At 68.2% G+C, this 17,269-nt stretch carries 19 protein-coding genes; 11 read left to right on the top strand and 8 right to left on the bottom strand.

Features of this window, described 5'->3' with window-relative positions; all coding sequences use genetic code 11:
• Positions 1 to 71 precede the first annotated feature (71 nt).
• The 3 genes from ACFV2O_RS27325 to ACFV2O_RS27315 all read right to left on the bottom strand — a co-directional run bounded on the left by ACFV2O_RS27325 (position 72) and on the right by ACFV2O_RS27315 (position 3,699).
• Entirely contained in the window at positions 72 to 1,442 is a 1,371-nt protein-coding gene (locus ACFV2O_RS27325) for an ABC1 kinase family protein (protein ID WP_379254203.1), read from the bottom strand.
• 97 nt (positions 1,443 to 1,539) lie between these two features.
• Positions 1,540 to 2,781 (bottom strand): PucR family transcriptional regulator, encoded by a 1,242-nt coding sequence (locus ACFV2O_RS27320; RefSeq protein ID WP_379254202.1) that lies wholly within the window; start codon positions 2,779 to 2,781, stop codon positions 1,540 to 1,542.
• 285 nt (positions 2,782 to 3,066) lie between these two features.
• On the bottom strand, positions 3,067 to 3,699 hold the full coding sequence (locus ACFV2O_RS27315) for a TetR/AcrR family transcriptional regulator (protein ID WP_379254201.1): 633 nt from the start codon (positions 3,697 to 3,699) through the stop codon (positions 3,067 to 3,069).
• 148 nt (positions 3,700 to 3,847) lie between these two features.
• Between ACFV2O_RS27315 and ACFV2O_RS27310 the strand changes: the two genes are divergently transcribed.
• Genes ACFV2O_RS27310 through ACFV2O_RS27300 form a run of 3 tightly spaced genes read left to right on the top strand, consistent with a single transcriptional unit; the run spans position 3,848 to position 5,197 of the window.
• On the top strand, positions 3,848 to 4,003 hold the full coding sequence (locus ACFV2O_RS27310) for a CopG family transcriptional regulator (RefSeq protein WP_355075803.1): 156 nt from the start codon (positions 3,848 to 3,850) through the stop codon (positions 4,001 to 4,003).
• Positions 4,000 to 4,341, top strand: coding sequence for a VOC family protein (locus tag ACFV2O_RS27305; protein ID WP_379254200.1), 342 nt, complete (start codon positions 4,000 to 4,002; stop codon positions 4,339 to 4,341). The genes ACFV2O_RS27310 and ACFV2O_RS27305 overlap by 4 nt, the downstream gene beginning before the upstream one ends.
• A 4-nt stretch (positions 4,342 to 4,345) precedes the next feature.
• Positions 4,346 to 5,197 carry a class I SAM-dependent methyltransferase gene (locus tag ACFV2O_RS27300; protein WP_379254198.1) on the top strand — a complete coding sequence of 284 codons (852 nt, stop codon included), beginning with the start codon at positions 4,346 to 4,348 and terminating at the stop codon, positions 5,195 to 5,197.
• 114 nt (positions 5,198 to 5,311) lie between these two features.
• On the opposite strand, the gene ACFV2O_RS27295 is transcribed toward ACFV2O_RS27300, so the two are convergent.
• A complete protein-coding gene (locus tag ACFV2O_RS27295) occupies positions 5,312 to 5,467 on the bottom strand; it encodes a DUF6011 domain-containing protein (protein WP_355075981.1) in 156 nt (51 codons plus the stop codon).
• Between the two features lie 230 nt (positions 5,468 to 5,697).
• Between ACFV2O_RS27295 and ACFV2O_RS27290 the strand changes: the two genes are divergently transcribed.
• The gene (locus ACFV2O_RS27290) at positions 5,698 to 6,114 is read left to right on the top strand and encodes a hypothetical protein (protein ID WP_355075798.1); all 417 of its coding nucleotides are present in this window, start codon (positions 5,698 to 5,700) and stop codon (positions 6,112 to 6,114) included.
• 188 nt (positions 6,115 to 6,302) lie between these two features.
• On the top strand, positions 6,303 to 7,253 hold the full coding sequence (locus ACFV2O_RS27285) for a serine/threonine-protein kinase (protein WP_379254197.1): 951 nt from the start codon (positions 6,303 to 6,305) through the stop codon (positions 7,251 to 7,253).
• A gap of 8 nt (positions 7,254 to 7,261) precedes the next feature.
• On the opposite strand, the gene ACFV2O_RS27280 is transcribed toward ACFV2O_RS27285, so the two are convergent.
• On the bottom strand, positions 7,262 to 8,275 hold the full coding sequence (locus ACFV2O_RS27280) for a Ppx/GppA phosphatase family protein (protein ID WP_379254195.1): 1,014 nt from the start codon (positions 8,273 to 8,275) through the stop codon (positions 7,262 to 7,264).
• Positions 8,276 to 8,426: 151 nt separating this feature from the next.
• Between ACFV2O_RS27280 and ACFV2O_RS27275 the strand changes: the two genes are divergently transcribed.
• A complete protein-coding gene (locus tag ACFV2O_RS27275) occupies positions 8,427 to 8,849 on the top strand; it encodes a hypothetical protein (protein WP_379254193.1) in 423 nt (140 codons plus the stop codon).
• A 125-nt stretch (positions 8,850 to 8,974) separates the two neighbouring features.
• Here the strand turns inward: ACFV2O_RS27275 and ACFV2O_RS27270 are convergent, their stop codons facing one another.
• Positions 8,975 to 9,898, bottom strand: a complete 924-nt coding sequence (locus tag ACFV2O_RS27270) for an SDR family NAD(P)-dependent oxidoreductase (RefSeq protein WP_379254191.1) — start codon at positions 9,896 to 9,898, stop codon at positions 8,975 to 8,977.
• Between the two features lie 137 nt (positions 9,899 to 10,035).
• Between ACFV2O_RS27270 and ACFV2O_RS27265 the strand changes: the two genes are divergently transcribed.
• The gene (locus tag ACFV2O_RS27265) at positions 10,036 to 10,899 is read left to right on the top strand and encodes a helix-turn-helix transcriptional regulator (protein WP_379254189.1); all 864 of its coding nucleotides are present in this window, start codon (positions 10,036 to 10,038) and stop codon (positions 10,897 to 10,899) included.
• Between the two features lie 24 nt (positions 10,900 to 10,923).
• Here ACFV2O_RS27265 and ACFV2O_RS27260 read toward each other — a convergent pair whose 3' ends face one another.
• Positions 10,924 to 11,535: a TetR/AcrR family transcriptional regulator gene (locus tag ACFV2O_RS27260; RefSeq protein ID WP_355075788.1), complete on the bottom strand. Its 612-nt coding sequence runs from the start codon at positions 11,533 to 11,535 to the stop codon at positions 10,924 to 10,926.
• 77 nt (positions 11,536 to 11,612) lie between these two features.
• On the opposite strand from ACFV2O_RS27260, the gene ACFV2O_RS27255 reads away from it, so the two are divergent.
• The 4 genes from ACFV2O_RS27255 to ACFV2O_RS27240 all read left to right on the top strand — a co-directional run bounded on the left by ACFV2O_RS27255 (position 11,613) and on the right by ACFV2O_RS27240 (position 15,216).
• A complete protein-coding gene (locus ACFV2O_RS27255; RefSeq protein WP_379254187.1) occupies positions 11,613 to 12,620 on the top strand; it encodes a GlxA family transcriptional regulator in 1,008 nt (335 codons plus the stop codon).
• 103 nt (positions 12,621 to 12,723) lie between these two features.
• The gene (locus tag ACFV2O_RS27250) at positions 12,724 to 13,446 is read left to right on the top strand and encodes an alpha/beta fold hydrolase (protein WP_379254186.1); all 723 of its coding nucleotides are present in this window, start codon (positions 12,724 to 12,726) and stop codon (positions 13,444 to 13,446) included.
• Between the two features lie 38 nt (positions 13,447 to 13,484).
• Positions 13,485 to 14,450 (top strand): alpha/beta hydrolase, encoded by a 966-nt coding sequence (locus ACFV2O_RS27245; RefSeq protein WP_379254185.1) that lies wholly within the window; start codon positions 13,485 to 13,487, stop codon positions 14,448 to 14,450.
• A 37-nt stretch (positions 14,451 to 14,487) separates the two neighbouring features.
• Positions 14,488 to 15,216, top strand: a complete 729-nt coding sequence (locus ACFV2O_RS27240) for an alpha/beta fold hydrolase (RefSeq protein ID WP_379254183.1) — start codon at positions 14,488 to 14,490, stop codon at positions 15,214 to 15,216.
• 313 nt (positions 15,217 to 15,529) lie between these two features.
• Here ACFV2O_RS27240 and ilvD read toward each other — a convergent pair whose 3' ends face one another.
• A complete protein-coding gene (gene ilvD / locus ACFV2O_RS27235) occupies positions 15,530 to 17,236 on the bottom strand; it encodes a dihydroxy-acid dehydratase (protein ID WP_379254181.1) in 1,707 nt (568 codons plus the stop codon).
• Positions 17,237 to 17,269: the final 33 nt, after the last annotated feature.

The raw sequence follows: 17,269 nt of genomic DNA, 5'->3' as shown, positions 1-17,269 counted from the left end.
CGCAAGGCGTCGGAGTCGGTTACCGGATTCAGCGCATCAGTGGATTGCGGGGTCCGGAAACCCGAACGGCGTCACAAGCCGGCCCGCCATTTCGAGATGGCCTGCCCGATCTCGGTGACGGGGTCCTCGTGATAGAGCCACTCACGCGCGAGCCGATGCCAATTGTTGGTGGCCCGCAACTGACCGAGCACGGCGAAGGTGAACAGATCCGCGCGTCGCGAGAACACGTGCTCGGGCGGAAGCAACTGCTGCCGCATGCCTTTGAACTGGGCGGCACGAGGGTCGACAGCCAGAATCACCGTACCGGTCGCGACCTCGGGGGTGATCGTTATTCGCTCGTCGAGCAAATGCCATCCCGTCGCGGCCCATACGTATTCCAAGCATTCCTCCGCAGTGACCCCCACATCCGGGTCGATGATGCCGCGCCCGACCCATGCCTCGTAGAGGTCTCGGGCGCGATGCTCCCCGGCCGCACGCAGACACGCGCGTTCGAAGTCGACATGCAGAGGGTCCATCCGGTCGTAGAGTCCGAAATCGACGAACGCGAGCCTGCCGTCGGCTGCCAATAGTATATTTCCCGGATGCGGATCACCGCAGAATTCGTTGTCGCAGAACAGCGAACTGATATAGAAGCGGTAGATCAACTCACCGAGCCGGTCACGCTCGGTGTCGGGCAGCGTCCGGATCTGCTGAAAAGTGCCGCCTTCGACGAACTCGGTTACGAGAACTCTGCGCGCGCAGTACTCTTCGATACTGTCGGGCACCGTGATGAACGGATGCCCCCGATAACGCATCGCGACCCGATGCTGGGTCCTGGCTTCCCGCGGATAGTCGAGTTCGTTACCGATATTGCGCGAGATCTCGTCCAGCACGGCATTGTCGGCGGCGCTGGGCAACATCGACTTCCACAGCTTGCTGAGCATCTCGAGATTGCGCATGTCCGCCTGGACGGCTCGATCGACACCGGGATATTGAACCTTGACCGCGACGGTGCGCCCGTCGTGCAGTCGTGCCCGATAGACCTGGCCGATCGATGCCGCGGCGATCGGTGTCTCGTCGAAGTCGGCGAATACGCGCGCAGGCGGCCCGAGATCGTCCTCGATGACTTTCAGCATCTCCCCGAACGGCACGGCCGGCGCCTGATCGCGGAGTTCGGCCAGCTTGGTCCGAAAGAGCTCGCGATGCGATTCCGGAACGAGGTCGACATCGAGGACCGACAGCATCTGGCCCAGCTTCATCGCCGCGCCTTTCATGCTGCCGAGCACCGTGACAACCTGCTGCGCGGTCGCGAGTGTGGAACGTTCGGCGAGTACGCGCCGGGCCTCTTCGGTCCGGCCGATCATCGACAACCGGGCTCCGACCCCACGCACGGCTTGGCCTGCGGCCAGTCTGCCCAACCGACCGCTCCTGACCAGACGTCCTCCGGGCACTCGATCGGCCACGGCACGCACCTCCATGAGCATCCGCGCGTGCGTCGCGCGTCCGGATATTCTTCGCACCTCCATCGCGGATTGTCGAGGGGGCGAGGCGGCCTGCGGACTACCGCGAGTCGGCCATTCGCCTGGCATCGGCGGGGAGCCGCCGGGTGCCGTCGTCGGTCCAGACGATCAGCGCTGAACGCAGGTACCACAGTCCCCTGGCGTCGGCGGGATCGAGTCCGGTGAGCTGCGCGATTCGGCGCAGCCGGTAATCGACGGTGTTCGGATGCACATGGAGTTGCCGAGCTGTGCGCTGGCGGTTGAGGTCGTTGTCGATGTGGATCCGCAGCGTCTCCAACAGGTCCGGATGTTCCATCAGCGGCGCGACTCGGGTGCCGAGCACATCGCGGCCGATGCCGGGCCGGGTGAGCTGATATTGCAGCGCCAGTTCGGTGAATCTGTACAACCCGGGTTCGCGTCCGAGTTGCTCTACGGTGTCGAGCAACTCATGGGCTTGGGCAGCGGCGACGGAGACCTGCCGGGGACCGGCGGTCACGACGGTGGCGGTGACCGGCACGCGCGCCGCCGCGGACAGCTTGTCGACCACGCCGTCGAGATCGAGGGCGCTGAGCTGGGTGGTGGGAATGAGGATCGTTCCTCCGTCGACCGACAGCAGCGACAGCGCCCGGCCGTCGAACAGGTCGGCGAGGCCGGACTGCAGGCGGCGCAGCTTACGCCGGGCGACGACTCGGCTGTCGAGCTGGGGAAGGCTTTCGTCGGGATGCGCGGGCACCGCGACCGCGAGCACGAAATACTCGTCGGCGACCGGTATTCCGCATTCGCGAGCCATCATCGAGGACGCGTGCCCGCCGAGCAGCGCCGAAGTCAAGGTGTGCGTCGCGGCGTGGTCCTCGGCCGCCACGGCTTTGCACTCTCGCACATACGCTTTACTGACCGTCGCGGTGATCAGGTTCAAGAGCTCGAGCGTGACGGCGGCGCCCGCGATGAGGTCGGCGCGGCCGTCTTCGTCGGCGAACAGCATGCCCAATCCGAATTTGAACCCGGCGTGGATCGCATGGAGGATGCCGTCGATCGGGATCCCCTTCCTGGCCCATCCCGCCGCCGCTGTCTGCAGAATGTCGGTTCGTCCGGTCGATTCCTGCCCGTTCAATCGCTGGACGGCCCACTCCAAGCACATCCGAACCACGGCAGCGGCTTCCGCCTCGGCCGTGCCGCCGGGCAACGCGGCGGAATCGATGAGGTGCGCGACGACCTTCGCGGCGGCCCGGTGGGTTTTCGGTGTCTGCGGCGTGACGCGCCGCGCCTTGTTGGATTCGACGTGGGCGATGCTCTCGATCGTCACTGGTGACCTCCTTGTCGCCGTGGAACCGAGGGAGCGTCGGGTTCGCGCTCGATCGGCGACCGTGACTACCTCGCGGTGTCCGCGGCACTATCTGCCGTTCGGTCCGTGGAAAAACGGTAAACCGCAGGCCGACTCAGCTGCTACTCCGCTTCGGGCGGCTGGGGAAGTAACGGAAAAATAAGCTCTGACCAGCGAAGATCATGAAGGAAAGCCCGATTTGGGAAGCTCATGCGCACCACATACATGGTCAGGTGCTCACTTTTTTGCGCAGAGCGCCACAGCTGCTCAGACGGCGGCGCGCGCCGCCGCCTCGGCTTCGGCCCAGGCGCCGATCATCCGCGCTGTCATGTCGATCGCCTCCGCGCGCGCGGGGTCGTCGACCTCCAGGGCGGACGCGCGCAAGACAGCCGCGAAACCGGTATTGATCACGACGAAGGTCATCACGTCGTACTCGTGATCGTCGCCCGGACCGAGCACTTGGATCAGCATCACTTTCACCAGTAGCCGCAGCCGCGGTTCGAACTCGGGAATGCCACTGCTGTAGAACTGCACGCCTGCGACGAGCGCGCGCACCAACTTCGCATTGGCCACCAGCTCTTCGGTGATCACGCCCAGGATGTCGGCGGCGACCTGATGCATCGTTTTTCCCGACAAGTCGAAGACACGCTGGGTGAAACGCCGCTCCACCGTTTCGAGCAACCGCTCGAGCAGTTCTTCGACCAGGACACCGCGATCGGCGAAGTACCGGTAGACCGTGCCGATGCTCACGCCCGCTTCCGCCGCGATCTTGTTCGTGGAGGTATTGGCGATACCGCGCTCGCCGAACAGCCGCGCCGCTGTGTCCAGGATGTGCTCCCTGGTCGCTTTGGCCCGCGCCTGCGAGGGGCGACGACGTTGACCGACAGCCTTCGGCGGCATGACTTCCTCCCGCCCGTCTACGGAAAATGAGCGTCGCTCATCTTAACCACAGCGACCGGCGTCGTGCTCGAACTCGGGTTCGATGACCCGATCGACGGTCGATGCTGGAACCCTGTCCCTTAGCATGCTAGTTTGCTAGCATAGCCTCGTGGCCGAGGAAGTGAAGCAGTTCAACGTCTACCTGCCGATCGAGCTGATCAAGCAGGTCAAGTATCGGGCGATCGAGTCGGAGATGTCGTTGTCGGCGCTGGTCACCGCCGCGCTGCGCGCCTACCTCGACGACGAAGGAGAGGATCGACAATGACCACCGATGGCATCGAGGCCGTGTTCCTGGAGACCCACAACTGGGGCCGGATGGCGAAATTCCTGCAAGGGCTCGGCTTCACGGTCGACTTCGAGACCGATCACAACTCCGGCCAGTTCCGCAACGGCGAGGGAGCTTACGTCTTCGTGGCCGAGGTGCCGCCGACACAGCAGACGAGCACCCGGTTGGTGCTGAAGGTGGCGAGCCCAGAGGTACGTCCGGGTGACGGTGTCGAGGTCCGCACCGACTTCGAGCCGACCCATTACGGGACGAGGGAGATGACCGTCCACGACCCGGACGGGCGGGTATGGAGCCTGCAGGCCCCGGGAGAGGAGTGAGCCGATGACACCCGAGACGATCGCGCCGGACAGCACCGCGGTCCGGGTCGCGCTGTGGCGAGCCGTGCACGCGCTGCACGACCAGGCGCCGCACGTGTTCGACGACCGCGTCGGCCTACGCCTGGCCGCGCCCGAGGACGGCTGGCGGGACCGCCCGGACATGGATCCGCGGTCCACCGCGCCGATGCGCGCGGGCATCGTGTCCCGGGCGCGTTTCGTAGAGGATCTGCTGGCCGAGCAGGCCGAGCGCGGCGTGGATCAGTACGTGGTACTCGGCGCGGGACTGGACACCTTCGCCCAGCGCAGACCGGAGCTGGCCGCACGGTTCACCGTCTTCGAGGTCGATCAACCCGGACCGCAGGCATGGAAACGGCAGCGCCTCAGCGAACTCGGCTTCGACATCCCGCCGTGGTTGCGGCTGGTTCCGGTCGATTTCGAAGTGGACGCGTGGTGGCAGCGGCTCCTCGAGGCCGGTTTCGACCCCGCCCGTCCGGCGCTCGTCGCCTCCACCGGTGTGTCGATGTACCTGACCCGCGAGGCGAATATCGCTACTCTGCAGCAACTTTCGGCGCTCGCGCCGGGCTCCGCTCTGGTCACGACCTTCCTGCTGCCGCTCGAACTCGTCGACGCCGATGAACAGGTTATGCGCGGATTCGCCGAGGAGGGCGCCCGCCGATCCGGCACGCCGTTCATCAGTTTCTTCCGTCCCGAGGAAATGGTGCGGCTGGCCGAAGACGCGGGATTCGCCGCCACCCGGCACGTCTCCGCCGCGGAGCTGACCGGCCGCTACTTCGCCGACCGGACCGACGGGCTGCGACCGGCCGAATCGGAACAGATTCTGATCGCGACGACCTGAACGCATCGGCCCGCCGGGCCGTCTCGCTCCCCATGCCACAGCTCGGCTATGGCCTCGATGCGGGACGACCCGGTCAGCATCTCCGGGTCGGCCGGACAACGCACCGAACCCCGGCTACGCCGCGACGTCGAAAAGAGTCAGTTCTCGGGTAGATTGGGCGCGCAGCTCCGCGCGTTCACGGATCGCACAGGTCGGGCCGATTCCTTGTGCGACCGATTGTGGCGACAGCAGCCAACCGTGACAGCGACGGCAATGCGCGACCAGTCGCACCACGGGGCGGTCATCAATGTCGGCCAATTCGTTCTCCTCTGGCCAGGTGACTACACCGCCAGTGTGGCATGAGGCACCGACATCTCCAGTCCATTACCGGTGTTTCCATCCGTGATCGGCCACTGGGGCGCCTTCGTCTGTGCGGTGACCACGCGCGATCCCCGGGCGTAGCCATCGGTTTACCGCAGCCGCATGAGATCTCGCACACGCGCTGAGGAAAGATGGTGCCCATGACCGCTTCTCGACTGATTCGTTCGTTGGTGGGTACCGTGCCCGCGGTGCTCGCCGTCGTCAGCTTCACCGCGGCCGGAGGGGCAGCGACCGCCCAGGCCGCGCCCGGTATTCCTTCGGTTCCCGGCGTCGTGCAACGCCTGCAGATCGCTCCCGGCCAGAACAGCGCCGAGATCAGCGGCAACGTCGGGCAGGGCAAGGCCGACAGCTACTCCATCGCCACCGCGCCGGGGCAGCGCCTGAGCTTCGACGTCGCGGGCAATGCCCGCGTCTCGGTGGCCCCGCTGATCGGGCCGCAGGTCGCCAACGAGGCACCGCACGCCGATCTCGTCGCCGACGGCAACGACTACCAGATCCTCGTCACCTCCGCCGACGGCTCGGCGGCCGGTTACACCCTCAAGATCACCCTCGTCTGACCCACCGCCGTGCTGCCCGTCGGCCTGATGTGTCGTGCCACGACCTTCGGGCCGGCGGGAGCAGTCTCGCGTCCCGCAGGCTGCGCGGCGGCGGGCATCATCGCGCTCACCGCGCGGGCGCAGTGCCGTTGGGCACACCGAAGGCAAACACGGGCGTGCGGCTGGGGGCGTCGCACTATGGTGAGGCGGTGCTGCTAGAACCAGGTGACCAGTTCGCGGGCTTCGTCGTGCGGGCCCCGCTGGGACACGGTGGCAGCAGCCACGTGTACCTGGCCGAGGATCCGGAGTGGTCACGCCCGGTGTCCTTGAAGATCTTGGGGCCCGAGGACAGTCGGTCACCCGAGGCGCGCGCCCGATTCGTGCACGAGTTCGACATCTTGTCGGCGTTGCGACACCCCGACATCGTGCGGATGTACACGCACGGGGAAACCGACGGCAGGCTGTGGTCGGCACACGAGTACGTGGCAGGCGCGACGGGTTCGACATTGGTGCGTTCACCGCATCGGTACCCGGACCTGCGGCGGGTGCTCCACGTACTGACGCACGTCGCGGCGGGATTGGATTTCGCGCACGCCAACGGAGTGGTCCATCTCGACGTGAAACCGGCGAACGTGCTGGTCGGGACGGACGAGTCGACGGTGAAGATCTCGGATTTCGATTCGGCGCGGTGGCTGGATCGGCCGGAACCGCCTTTGGCCACCAACGGGTTCGTCGTCGTATCGGTGCCGTATGCCGCGCCGGAACTGCTGCGGGCGGAGACGGTGTCACCGGCCACCGACCAGTACGCGTTGGCCTGTTCCGCCGTCGAGCTGCTCACCGGCCACACGCCGTTCTCTCGCGAGAACCTCATGGCCACCGCCGAAGCGCAGCTGCGCGAGCCTCCCCCGGCGCTCTCCGCACAGCACCGCTGGATCCCGCCCGAGGTCGACGCGATCCTCCACCGGGCACTCGCGAAAGCCCCCGGTGACCGCTACGACTCCTGCGCCGAACTCGTCCGCCTGCTCACCGAGGCGCTTCGCGACGTCGACCCCCGCCCCATCGCCCCCATTCTGAACCGCCTCAAAGTGACGGTCACCCGCTCGCCACTGATGAATGCCGCATTCGGACGATTCGGCGGCAAAGCGTTCGGCAACCGCTGATCCCCTGATCACATCCGTCGCGGGAGCACGCTGACCGGGGACTCCGGGCCGTGCCGCGGCAGCTCGAGCGCGTGCAACGGCAGCGTCCGGTCACTGTCGACGCGCGTGGAGATGTGTTCCAGGACGACCCCTTCTCGCAAGGCCCACGGGCTCACTTCCAGGCAGTCGATGTCCAGTGCCACCATGGTCGCGTCCGCCACCATCGCTCCGGCCAGGATTTGACTCGCGCGTGCCGGTGAGACCCCGCGCAGGGCCGCCCGCTTCTCGGCAGGCATGGCGGCCAGCTTGCGGACGCTGCCATGCACTTGGCCCCGCCGCAAGGTGCGCGCGACGAAGGGCCCGTGGCGTTGCGGTGCGGCTCCCGAGAGGCGAGCGAGCTGTTTGAACGTCTTCGAGCTGCCGATCACGTGTCGTGGGGTGCCTTCCCACAGCAAGCGGTCGCGCACCTGTCCGAGGCAGTCGCGGATGTGCCTGCGCATCAGCTCGAGCTCCGACCGGCGCGGGGGGTCCTGGGCGAAGAACGCCCGTGTGAGCCTGCCCGCGCCGAGCGGCAGCGACAGCGCGAGGCTCGGCTCGGCGTCGCGGCCGAGTGCGATCTCCATGGAGCCGCCGCCGATGTCGAGCATGAGCAGCGTGCCAGCACACCAGCCGAACCAGTGGCGAACGGCCAGATACGTCAGTCGCGCCTCCTGCACGCCGCTGAGGAACTGGGGCCGGATGCCGCTGGCGGCCTCGATCTTGTCCAGCACCGCCTGCTGGTTCGGCGCGTCGCGGATCGCCGCGGTGACGAACGCGTAGAAGCTGTCGACGTCGTAGCGCGTGGCCTCGGACAGCACCCGCTCGACGGCGTCGGCGACCCGCTGCGCCCCGTCCGCGGTGATCACCCCGGCCGCGTCGATGTCTTCGCCGAGCAGCACCGGCTCCTTCAACGCGCGCAGTGGCAACGGAGGCGCCCCGCGAGAGGCGTCCACCACCAGAAACTGCGCGGAATTCGAACCGATGTCCAGCACACCCAGTCGCACACCTGCCGCCTACCCCGCGCGGCGGCTTTCATACCCGACTCCGGCGCGGTTTCGGCGGCCGGCTGCGCCTACGCCTTCGGGTCCGCCCCGGTGTAGCGCTGATTTGCTGGTTTCCTTGCGATGAGCCGGTGCTGCGGCCACGCTGAAAGGTATGCGGACCCGCGATATCGAGGTCGGGTGCACCTATATGGTGTTGGTCCCGCAGCGCTTGCCACGCAGTCGCTACCCCGACTGCGACCAGCCGGGTTCGCTCACGTGGGCGTGGTCGTGGCTGCGCGGCGGCCGGTTCCGGCTCACCGTCACCGGCATCGACCACACCAGCGAGCCGACCACCGTCGAAGGGCTGCGGATCACCGCGAACTCCCGCATCGCGGTGGTCCTGACCAGCGAGCAAGCCGACGCGCTCGGACTGCCGATGGGTGTGTTCCGGGTGCGCGGGACCTTGTTCGACGGCGAGGATCGGCCCGTGCGCCTGCCCGAGGTCGAACCGCTGCGAGTCCCCGCCCGCTGGCTGCGGCCCGTCGAGCAGCCCTGCCTGACGCACCGCGATATCGATTGCTTCCCCTACCTGTGAGGTGACTCGCGGAGATACGCTCGGTGATCCGGAGCGGTTCGACCTACCCGGCTCCGAAGACCTGCGTCGAGTTCTCTCCGATCACCCGGCCGGTCCTGCCGATCAGGAGGGAAAGTTGCGCCGGCTCAGGCCGCATAAGGCGCGATGAGCCGCTCGACAGCGTCCCAGAGTTCGGCTTCGCGCGGCGGATCGTACGACTCCTCCGACGAGCGGGCGACCCGGTCGCGGTCGACGTAGGAGCCGGTCGGCGCGGCGGTGGCGCCGAGGACGACGTCCGCGAGATGGCGCCCGGCGGCAGCGCGGCTGGTCGCGAACGGCGTGCGGGTCAATACCGGCAGGACGCGGCGCATCGCGAACCGGGAGACCCGACCCGCGTTGCGAGCGAGGTCGGTGCCGGGAACGAAGCCCGGGTTGAAGCCGATGGCATCGATGCCGTCCGGCAGGCGGCGGGCGTACTCGTGCAGGAGGTGGATGGCGGCGAGTTTGCTCGTCGAGTACGCGGTGCGCCCGGCGGCGGTGGCGCCCGGCTCGGAGAACGCGCCGGGGCGGGCGAGGACGTCCGCGGACCGCCAGACCGGGCCGGGAACCATGCCCAAGTTGTGCCGGAAGTCGCCGAAGTGAGTGTCGCTCACGGTGATCACGATGCGCGACGGAGTGCGGAAGCGATCCTCGAGCAGGCGGATGAACAGGTGGTTGGCGAGCACGTTGACGGTGAAGGTGGACTCGAATCCGTCCGGCCCTTCGGTGAGCGCGTTCGTGTACTGGATTCCCGCATTGCCCACGAAACCGTGCAGCGGCGGCAGCTCGCCCAGGTCGAGCCTGCTGCGGATCTCGTCCGCGGCCGATCGCACGCTGTCCAGCGAATCGAGGTCCACCGGGACGTGCGAGACCCGGTGCCCGCCCGCGCCGAGTTCGGCCGCGAGTCGCGCACCGGTGGACCCGCGTGCGGCGACGACGAGATGCGCCTGCGACGCCGCGTGCACGATGCGCTCCGCGGCGACGCGGCCGATCCCGCGACTCGCCCCGGTCATCACGATGGTCGAGGGCATAGCGGCTCCTTCACTGGATGACAGCCCGTCGGTCGCCTCGATGGTCGCCGCCGCGGCCCTCGGCAGCCAGTGCCGCGCCCGTCACCAGGACTGACAGTACCCAGGCTGATGCGGCGCGCGGCGGCGAGAATGAGCGCATGGCTTCCGCTCGCTCCGATTTCGGCGCGCTCCTGCACACCTGGCGGGATCGTCTCGCGCCCGCCGACGCCGGGTTCCCGGTGACCGGCGGCCGTCGTGCTCCGGGATTGCGCCGTGAGGAGCTCGCGCAGCTGGCCGGACTCTCGGTCGACTACGTCTTGCGCTTGGAGCAGGGTCGCGCGCGTAACCCCTCCGCGCAGGTGGTCGGCGCCCTCGCGCGGGCCCTGCAACTGTCCAGGACCGAGCGCGACGAGCTGTATCGCGCAGCCGGATTGCTGCCCCCGCGGGACGGGACGATCGGCACGCATGTCCCGCCGGGCATCCAACGGCTCACCGCCCGCCTCGGCGACGTCCCGATCGGCGTGTTCGGCGCCGACTGGACGCTGCTGTGGTGGAACGGCATGTGGAGCGGGCTGCATGGTGACCCCGCGCTGGTCCCGGTCGGCGAGCGCAACCTCGCCCGTGCGGTTTTCGGCACCGGCGCGGCGCGCGCCTCGATGCGTCCGTTCCGGTCCGACCGCGGGCACGGCGCCTTCGCGGCGTCGATCGTGGCCGATCTCAAGGACGCGGTGTCCCGCTATCCCGCCGACGCGGGACTCGATCGTCTCGTGCGGGAATTGCGCGACACCTCCGCCGCCTTCGCCCAGCTGTGGACGACGGCGACAGCGTCGCAGCACACCAGCGACCGGAAGACGGTCCGGCATCCCGAGCTCGGCGACATCACCCTCGACTGCGACGTCCTCGTCGTCCCGGGCGCCGACCTCCGCATGGTCACCTACACGGCGGCAGGCGGCAGCGAGGACGCGGGGAAGCTCGACCTCCTGCGCGTCACCAACGGGCGCGCGGCGGGCACACTGCCCTGAACGCACGGCCATCGACGTCCCGGGTCAGTGCACGAGCTGATCGGCCCATTCCCGCGGTAAGGCCGCGCTCGACACATCGGCGATCTCGTGCAGCCGCTGTGCGGGAAATCCCTGACGACTGAGCTGGATCAGGCCCTGGGCGACCACCACGACAGCGGCGCTGACCGCCGAGAGCGTGGCTTCGTCGTCGTCTCCCGCGTCGTGCATCGCGGGCCGCAGCCGGTCGGCGACGCCCCGCTCCATCTCGGTGGTGGTGCGGCTGCCGATGGTCGCGACTTCGGGAATCCGGGTGCCGAGCTGCGCGATGCTGTTGATCATCAGGCAACCGCGCCGATCCGGTTGCGCCGCGCAGTCTTCGATGATCGCTTGATACAGCGCGCGCACCGCGGAGCGCGCCGAACCGCCCGCCGTACCGATGGCATCGCGCACCAGACGCGCACGGCCCTCGCAATAGCGTTCGAACGCGGCCAGGAACAGTCCGCGCTTGCTGCCGTAGGCGGCGTAGATGCTCCCGTTCCCGACGCCGGTCGCGAGCGAGACGTCTTCCACCGAAGTGCTGTCGAAACCCTTCGACCAGAACAACTCGGTCGCGGCGTCGAGCAGGTTCGACTCGTCGAATCGTCGCGGCCGTCCCATGTGCTCACCGTACCAATCGGCGTGCGAACTGCGGCACATCGCTTGTTCTGGAGCCGTGCCTCCACAATAATGGTGACATGTCCAACAAATTCGCCGCCTCGCCCAGCAAACGGGTGGGCATCCTGGTCTTCGACGGCGTGAAGATGCTCGACTTCGTCGGGCCCGCCGAGGTGTTCGTCGAGGCCAATCAGTCGGTGGCGGGGTACGAGGTGGTGCTGGTCTCGGCCGACGGCAAGGACGCGCAGACCTCGATCGGCGCGCGGGTGGAGGTGAGCTGCGCGGCGGCCGACGCGGGTCGTTTCGACACCGTGGTGATTCCGGGCAGCGAGCTGCCACCAGGGAAGTTCATGACACCGGAGGTCTTGGCGGCCGCGCGGCATCTTTCCTGCAACACCCGCAGGCTGGCGTCCATTTGCAGCGGTGCGTTCGTCCTGGCCGATCTGGGCCTGTTCGACGGGCGCCGCGCGACGACGCACTGGAAATTCGCGACCGAGCTCGCGCGACGCTATCCGTCGATCGAGGTGGACCCGGACGCGATCTTCGTGCGGGACGGCAATCTGTACAGCTCGGCCGGGGTCGCCGCGGGCGTCGATCTCGCGCTGGCGCTGGTCGAAGAGGACCACGGCGCCGACGTCGCGCGGCGCGTCGCGCAGGCGCTGGTGGTCTACATGCAGCGCGCGGGCGGTCAGTCACAGTTCTCCGCGTCGCTCACCGGACCTGCGCCGCGCAGCCCGCTGGTGCGCGGGGTGGTGGATCTGATCTGCGCGGACCCCGCTTATCCGCATACGGTGCAGACGCTGGCCGCCCACGCGCGGGTCAGCGTCCGGCATCTGACCCGGCTGTTCCGCGCGGAACTGGAACGCTCGCCCGCGGAATACGTCGCGTTCATCCGCTTCGGCACGGCCAGGGACATGCTGCACGCCGGATACAGCGTGACGGAGACCGCCATGGCCGCGGGGTACGGCACCAGCGAGGCGTTGCGCAGGGCCTTCGTGGCACGCGTTGGCATTTCCCCGCGCAAGTACCAGCAGCGTTTCCGGTCGACCGCCCGGATCGATCCGGCGCTGGAGCAGGCCGTGTCCTGAACGGAGGCTTTTGTGGCCCGTGGGGAGGGGCGCGCGGCGGGGCCTACGGCCGAGACTGAGTCGGCCACAGCGCCGCTCACCGAGCGCTGGAGAAAGGAAACCGATGTCCGCCCCGGCAAGTCCGACCATCGTTCTGGTGCACGGCGCCTTCGCCGACGCCTCGAGCTGGTCCCCCGTCACCGCACGGCTGCTCGACCAGGGCTATCGCGTCGTGGTTCCCCCGGTGTTCAACCGCAGCCTGTCGGCGGACGCGGCCTACATCAAGTCGTTCGTGGAACGGATCGACGGCCCGGTCCTGCTGGCCGGCCACTCCTACGGCGGCGCCGTCATCACCGTGGCAGGCGTCGCCGACAACGTGGTGGGCTTGGTCTACGTGTCCGGTTACGCCCTGGAAGAAGGCGAGAGCCTCGGGCAATTACAGGGCGGATTCCCGGATTCCGATCTGGCGGCCAACCTCGTCTACGCGCCGTACCCGAGCGAGGGTGACGAGCCCGGCACAGAGGTCTCGGTCGCCATCGATGCCTTCCCCGACGTCTTCGCCGCGGGCCTGGACCCGGCGAAGGCCGCGGTCCTCGCGGTCTCGCAGCGGCCGCTGTCGGCGTTCGCGTTCACCGAGCCCGCCTCGGCGGCCGCGTGGAAGACGAAACCGGCCTGGGGCATCGTGTCCGGCGCCGACCGCACCATCAATCCCGACGTCGAACGATTCGGCTACCAGCGAGCCGGAATGCGCGCGGTGGTCGAGATCGACGGACCACACCTGGTGATGCAGACCCACCCCGACGAAGTCGTGGCCGTCATCACCGACGCGATCGATCAATCCGCCTGAATCACCGCAGTTCCACCACTTCTACGAGAGGCACGATCATGTCAGGTAACCCGCTGGGCATCTCGCTCGAACCGGCGGCGCAGGAGTTCGTCGACGCGACCTCGCAGCCGCCGTTCCTCTACCAGCTCCCGCCCGAAGAGGGGCGCAAGGCGGTGGACTCCGTGCAGGACGCGCCGATCTTCAAGCCCGAGGTCGACGAGGAGTGGATCACGGTCGAGGGCGGGCCGACGGGCTCGGTGCGGGTTCGGATCGTCAAGCCGCAGGGCATCACCGAAACGCTGCCGGTGATCATCTACACCCACGGCGCGGGGTGGGTTTTCGGCGACGCGCACACCCACGACCGCCTGGTTCGCGACCTGGCCGTCGGCACGCACGCCGCCGTGGTCTTCCCCGAATACGACCGGTCGCCCGATGTGCGGTATCCCGTGGCCAACGAGCAGTCCTACCGGGTGGCGCAGTGGGTTACCGCGGAGGGCGCGGCGAAGGGCCTCGACTCGTCCCGGATCGCGATCGCGGGTGACTCGGTCGGTGGCAACATGGCCATCGCGCTGACCCTGATGGCCAAGGAGCGCGGCGACGTCTCCTTCATTCAGCAGGTGCTGTTCTACCCGGTCACCGACGCCAACTTCGACACCGGCTCCTACCAGCAGTTCGCCGAGGGCTACTTCCTCACCCGCGAGGGCATGAAGTGGTTCTGGGATCAGTACACCACCAGCGCCGACGAGCGCGCGCAGATCACCGTCTCACCGCTGCGGGCGACCACCGAGCAACTGGCCGGGCTGCCGCCCGCGCTGGTCATCACCGCCGAAGCCGACGTGCTGCGCGACGAGGGCGAGGCCTTCGCGGGCAAGTTGCGCGCCGCGGGCGTGCCGGTCACCCAGGTGCGCTACGGCGGGATCGTCCACGACTTCGTGATGGTCAACTCGCTGCACGACACCCATGCCGCCAAAGCCGCGGTGGCGCAGGCCGTCGCGACGTTGCGGTCCGCGCTGTACACCGACTGACCGGTCCCCGACCACCCGATTCGAAGGAACCACACTTGTGAGCACCGAGCCCGTCAGTCCTTCCACGCCGACCATCGTGCTGGTCCACGGCGCGTTCGCCGACTCGTCCAGCTGGAACGGGGTCGTCGAACGGCTGCGCGCACAAGGACATCCCGTGATCGCGGCCGCTAATCCACTGCGCGGTCTGGACAGTGACGCGGCCTATGTCGCGTCGGTACTCGATTCCGTGGAAGGGCCGAGCGTCCTGGTCGGCCATTCCTACGGCGGAAGCGTCATCACGGTCGCCGCCGCCGGACGGAGCGACGTCGAAGCGCTCGTCTATATCGCCGCGTTCATTCCGGATGTAGGCGAGAGCGCACTGCAATTGACCGACAAGTTCCCCGGATCGACGCTCGGGCCCACTACCCGGGCCGCGTCCTATCCGCTTCCCGAGGGGGGAACCGGTACCGAGCTCTACATCCGGCAGGCGGAATTCCACCGGCAGTTCGCCGCCGACGTGCCCGCCGCCACGGCCGAGCTGATGGCCGCGACCCAGCGACCGGTCGCCCTCGACGCGTTGCAACAGCCCGCGACCGCCACCGCTTGGCGGGATATCCGGTCGTTCGCGCTGGTCACCGGCGAGGACAAGAACATTCCGGTGGAAGCGCAGCGGTTCATGGCCGAACGCGCGAGCGCCGAAATCGTCGAGGTCTCGGCCTCGCACGCGGTCTCGGTGTCCGCTCCCGACGTGGTCGGTGAGCTGATCGCCCGAGCCGCCGCCGGTTAGGGATCCGCGCGGTCACGCAAAGCGGCCCGCGCGGTGGGAGATTCCCCCGCGCGGGCCCGACCCATCCCCTCGTCCGTAGCTCGACTGGCGGCGAGCCGTCGAGCCGTACAACCAGTTCACAGAGCAAGGCACTGTCGCAGTACTGGACCGGATGCCTTGCGCTGCACCGAATTCCTCAGCCGCACAGCCCTGATCGGCCCGGGCCACCAGCTCCGCGTACTTCGATACGACATTGCGATGCAATCGGCGGCAACGGTTCTCAGCCTGCGCGGCCTCGATACTCGGCCCTGTCGTGCGCGGCATCGAGCATCCGTCAGCCGCAGACGGCACCGATCGACGCCGAGCCCACCAGCTTCGTGTACTTGGCCAGGACGCCGCGGGTGTAGCGGGGCGGCAACGGTTCCCAGCCGGCGCGGCGGCGGGTGAGTTCGTCGGCATCGACCAGCAGGTCGAGCGTGCCCTCGGCGACATCGAGCCGAATGGGGTCGCCGTCACGCACGAAGGCGATCGGGCCGCCGTCGACGGCTTCCGGTGCGACGTGCCCGACGCACAGGCCCGTGGTGCCGCCGGAGAACCGTCCGTCGGTGAGCAGCAACACGTCCTTGCCCAGGCCCGCGCCTTTGATGGCCGCGGTGATGGCCAGCATCTCGCGCATCCCGGGACCGCCCTTCGGCCCCTCGTACCGGATGACGACCACGTCGCCGGCCGCGATCGTGCCGTCTTCGAGGGCGTCCATCGCGGCCCGTTCCCGATCGAAAACCCGTGCCGTGCCGGTGAACACGTCGGAGTCGAAACCCGCCGACTTGACCACGGCGCCATCCGGCGCGAGAGAACCGGAGAGGATGGTGATGCCACCGGTCGGATGGATCGGCGCGGCCATCGCGCGGATCACCTTGCCGTCGGGGTCCGGCGGGGTGATGTCGGCCAGGTTCTCCGCCACCGTCCGTCCCGTCACGGTCAGGCAGTCGCCGTGCAGCAACCCGGCATCGAGCAAGGCTTTCATCATGACCGGCACGCCACCGATCCGGTCCACATCGGTCATCACGTGGTTGCCGAAGGGCTTGACGTCCGCCAGGTGCGGCACACGCCGACCGATGCGCGCGAAGTCGTCCAGCGACAAGTCGACATTCGCCTCGTGCGCGATGGCCAACAGGTGCAGCACGGCATTGGTGGAGCCGCCGAACGCCATGACGACCGCGATCGCGTTCTCGAAAGCGGGTTTGGTGAGAATGTCCGACGGGGTGATGCCCTGGCGGATCAACTCGACCACGGCCTCGCCGCTGCGGCGGGCGTAACCGTCGCGGCGCCGGTCGGTCGCGGGCGGCGCCGCGCTGCCGGGCAGCGACATGCCCAGCGCCTCGGCCGCGCTGGCCATGGTGTTGGCGGTGTACATGCCGCCGCATGCGCCTTCGCCGGGACAGATCGCCCGCTCGATCGCGGCGACGTCGTCACGGCTCATCAACCCTCGGGCGCAGGCGCCGACCGCTTCGAATGCGTCGATGATCGTCACTTCGCGCTCGCTGCCGTCGGAGAGCTTCGCGATGCCGGGCAGGATCGACCCCGCGTACAGGAACACGCTCGCCAGGTTCAGCCGGGCCGCGGCCATCAGCATCCCGGGCAGCGATTTGTCACAGCCGGCCAGCAGCACCGAACCGTCGAGCCGCTCGGCCTGCATCACCGTCTCGACGGAGTCGGCGATCACCTCACGTGAGACCAGGGAGAAGTGCATCCCCTCGTGTCCCATGGAGATGCCGTCGGACACCGAGATGGTGCCGAACTGCATGGGGAAGCCGCCGCCGGAGAAGACGCCGTCCTTGCAGCCCCGGGCGAGTCGCTCCAGAGACAGATTGCAGGGCGTGATCTCGTTCCACGAGGAGGCCACGCCGATCTGCGGCTTCTCCCAGTCGTCGTCGCCCATGCCGACCGCGCGCAACATCCCGCGAGCGGCGGTCTTCTCCAGCCCGTCGGTGACGTCACGGCTGCGCGGTTTCAGATCGGGGACTTTCGAGTTCTCGGGCACGGTTTCCCATCATGCTCGCCTCCGCGCCGATTA

Source organism: Nocardia sp. NPDC059691 (assembly GCF_042733915.1).
Lineage (GTDB): Bacteria > Actinomycetota > Actinomycetes > Mycobacteriales > Mycobacteriaceae > Nocardia > Nocardia sichangensis.
Note: the sequence above shows the minus strand (reverse complement) of the source record. Positions and strands in the feature narration are given on the sequence as shown.

Excerpts from the sequence above, each read along its gene's own strand:
- ACFV2O_RS27265 (WP_379254189.1), top strand. The coding sequence starts at position 10,036 with ATGGCTTCCGCTCGCTCCGATTTCGGCGCGCTCCTGCACACCTGGCGG.
- ACFV2O_RS27315 (WP_379254201.1), bottom strand. The coding sequence starts at position 3,699 with ATGCCGCCGAAGGCTGTCGGTCAACGTCGTCGCCCCTCGCAGGCGCGG.
- ACFV2O_RS27255 (WP_379254187.1), top strand. The coding sequence starts at position 11,613 with ATGTCCAACAAATTCGCCGCCTCGCCCAGCAAACGGGTGGGCATCCTG.
- ACFV2O_RS27250 (WP_379254186.1), top strand. The coding sequence starts at position 12,724 with ATGTCCGCCCCGGCAAGTCCGACCATCGTTCTGGTGCACGGCGCCTTC.
- ACFV2O_RS27300 (WP_379254198.1), top strand. The coding sequence starts at position 4,346 with ATGACACCCGAGACGATCGCGCCGGACAGCACCGCGGTCCGGGTCGCG.
- ACFV2O_RS27270 (WP_379254191.1), bottom strand. The coding sequence starts at position 9,898 with ATGCCCTCGACCATCGTGATGACCGGGGCGAGTCGCGGGATCGGCCGC.
- ACFV2O_RS27260 (WP_355075788.1), bottom strand. The coding sequence starts at position 11,535 with ATGGGACGGCCGCGACGATTCGACGAGTCGAACCTGCTCGACGCCGCG.
- ACFV2O_RS27305 (WP_379254200.1), top strand. The coding sequence starts at position 4,000 with ATGACCACCGATGGCATCGAGGCCGTGTTCCTGGAGACCCACAACTGG.
- ACFV2O_RS27245 (WP_379254185.1), top strand. The coding sequence starts at position 13,485 with ATGTCAGGTAACCCGCTGGGCATCTCGCTCGAACCGGCGGCGCAGGAG.
- ACFV2O_RS27275 (WP_379254193.1), top strand. The coding sequence starts at position 8,427 with ATGCGGACCCGCGATATCGAGGTCGGGTGCACCTATATGGTGTTGGTC.
- ACFV2O_RS27290 (WP_355075798.1), top strand. The coding sequence starts at position 5,698 with ATGACCGCTTCTCGACTGATTCGTTCGTTGGTGGGTACCGTGCCCGCG.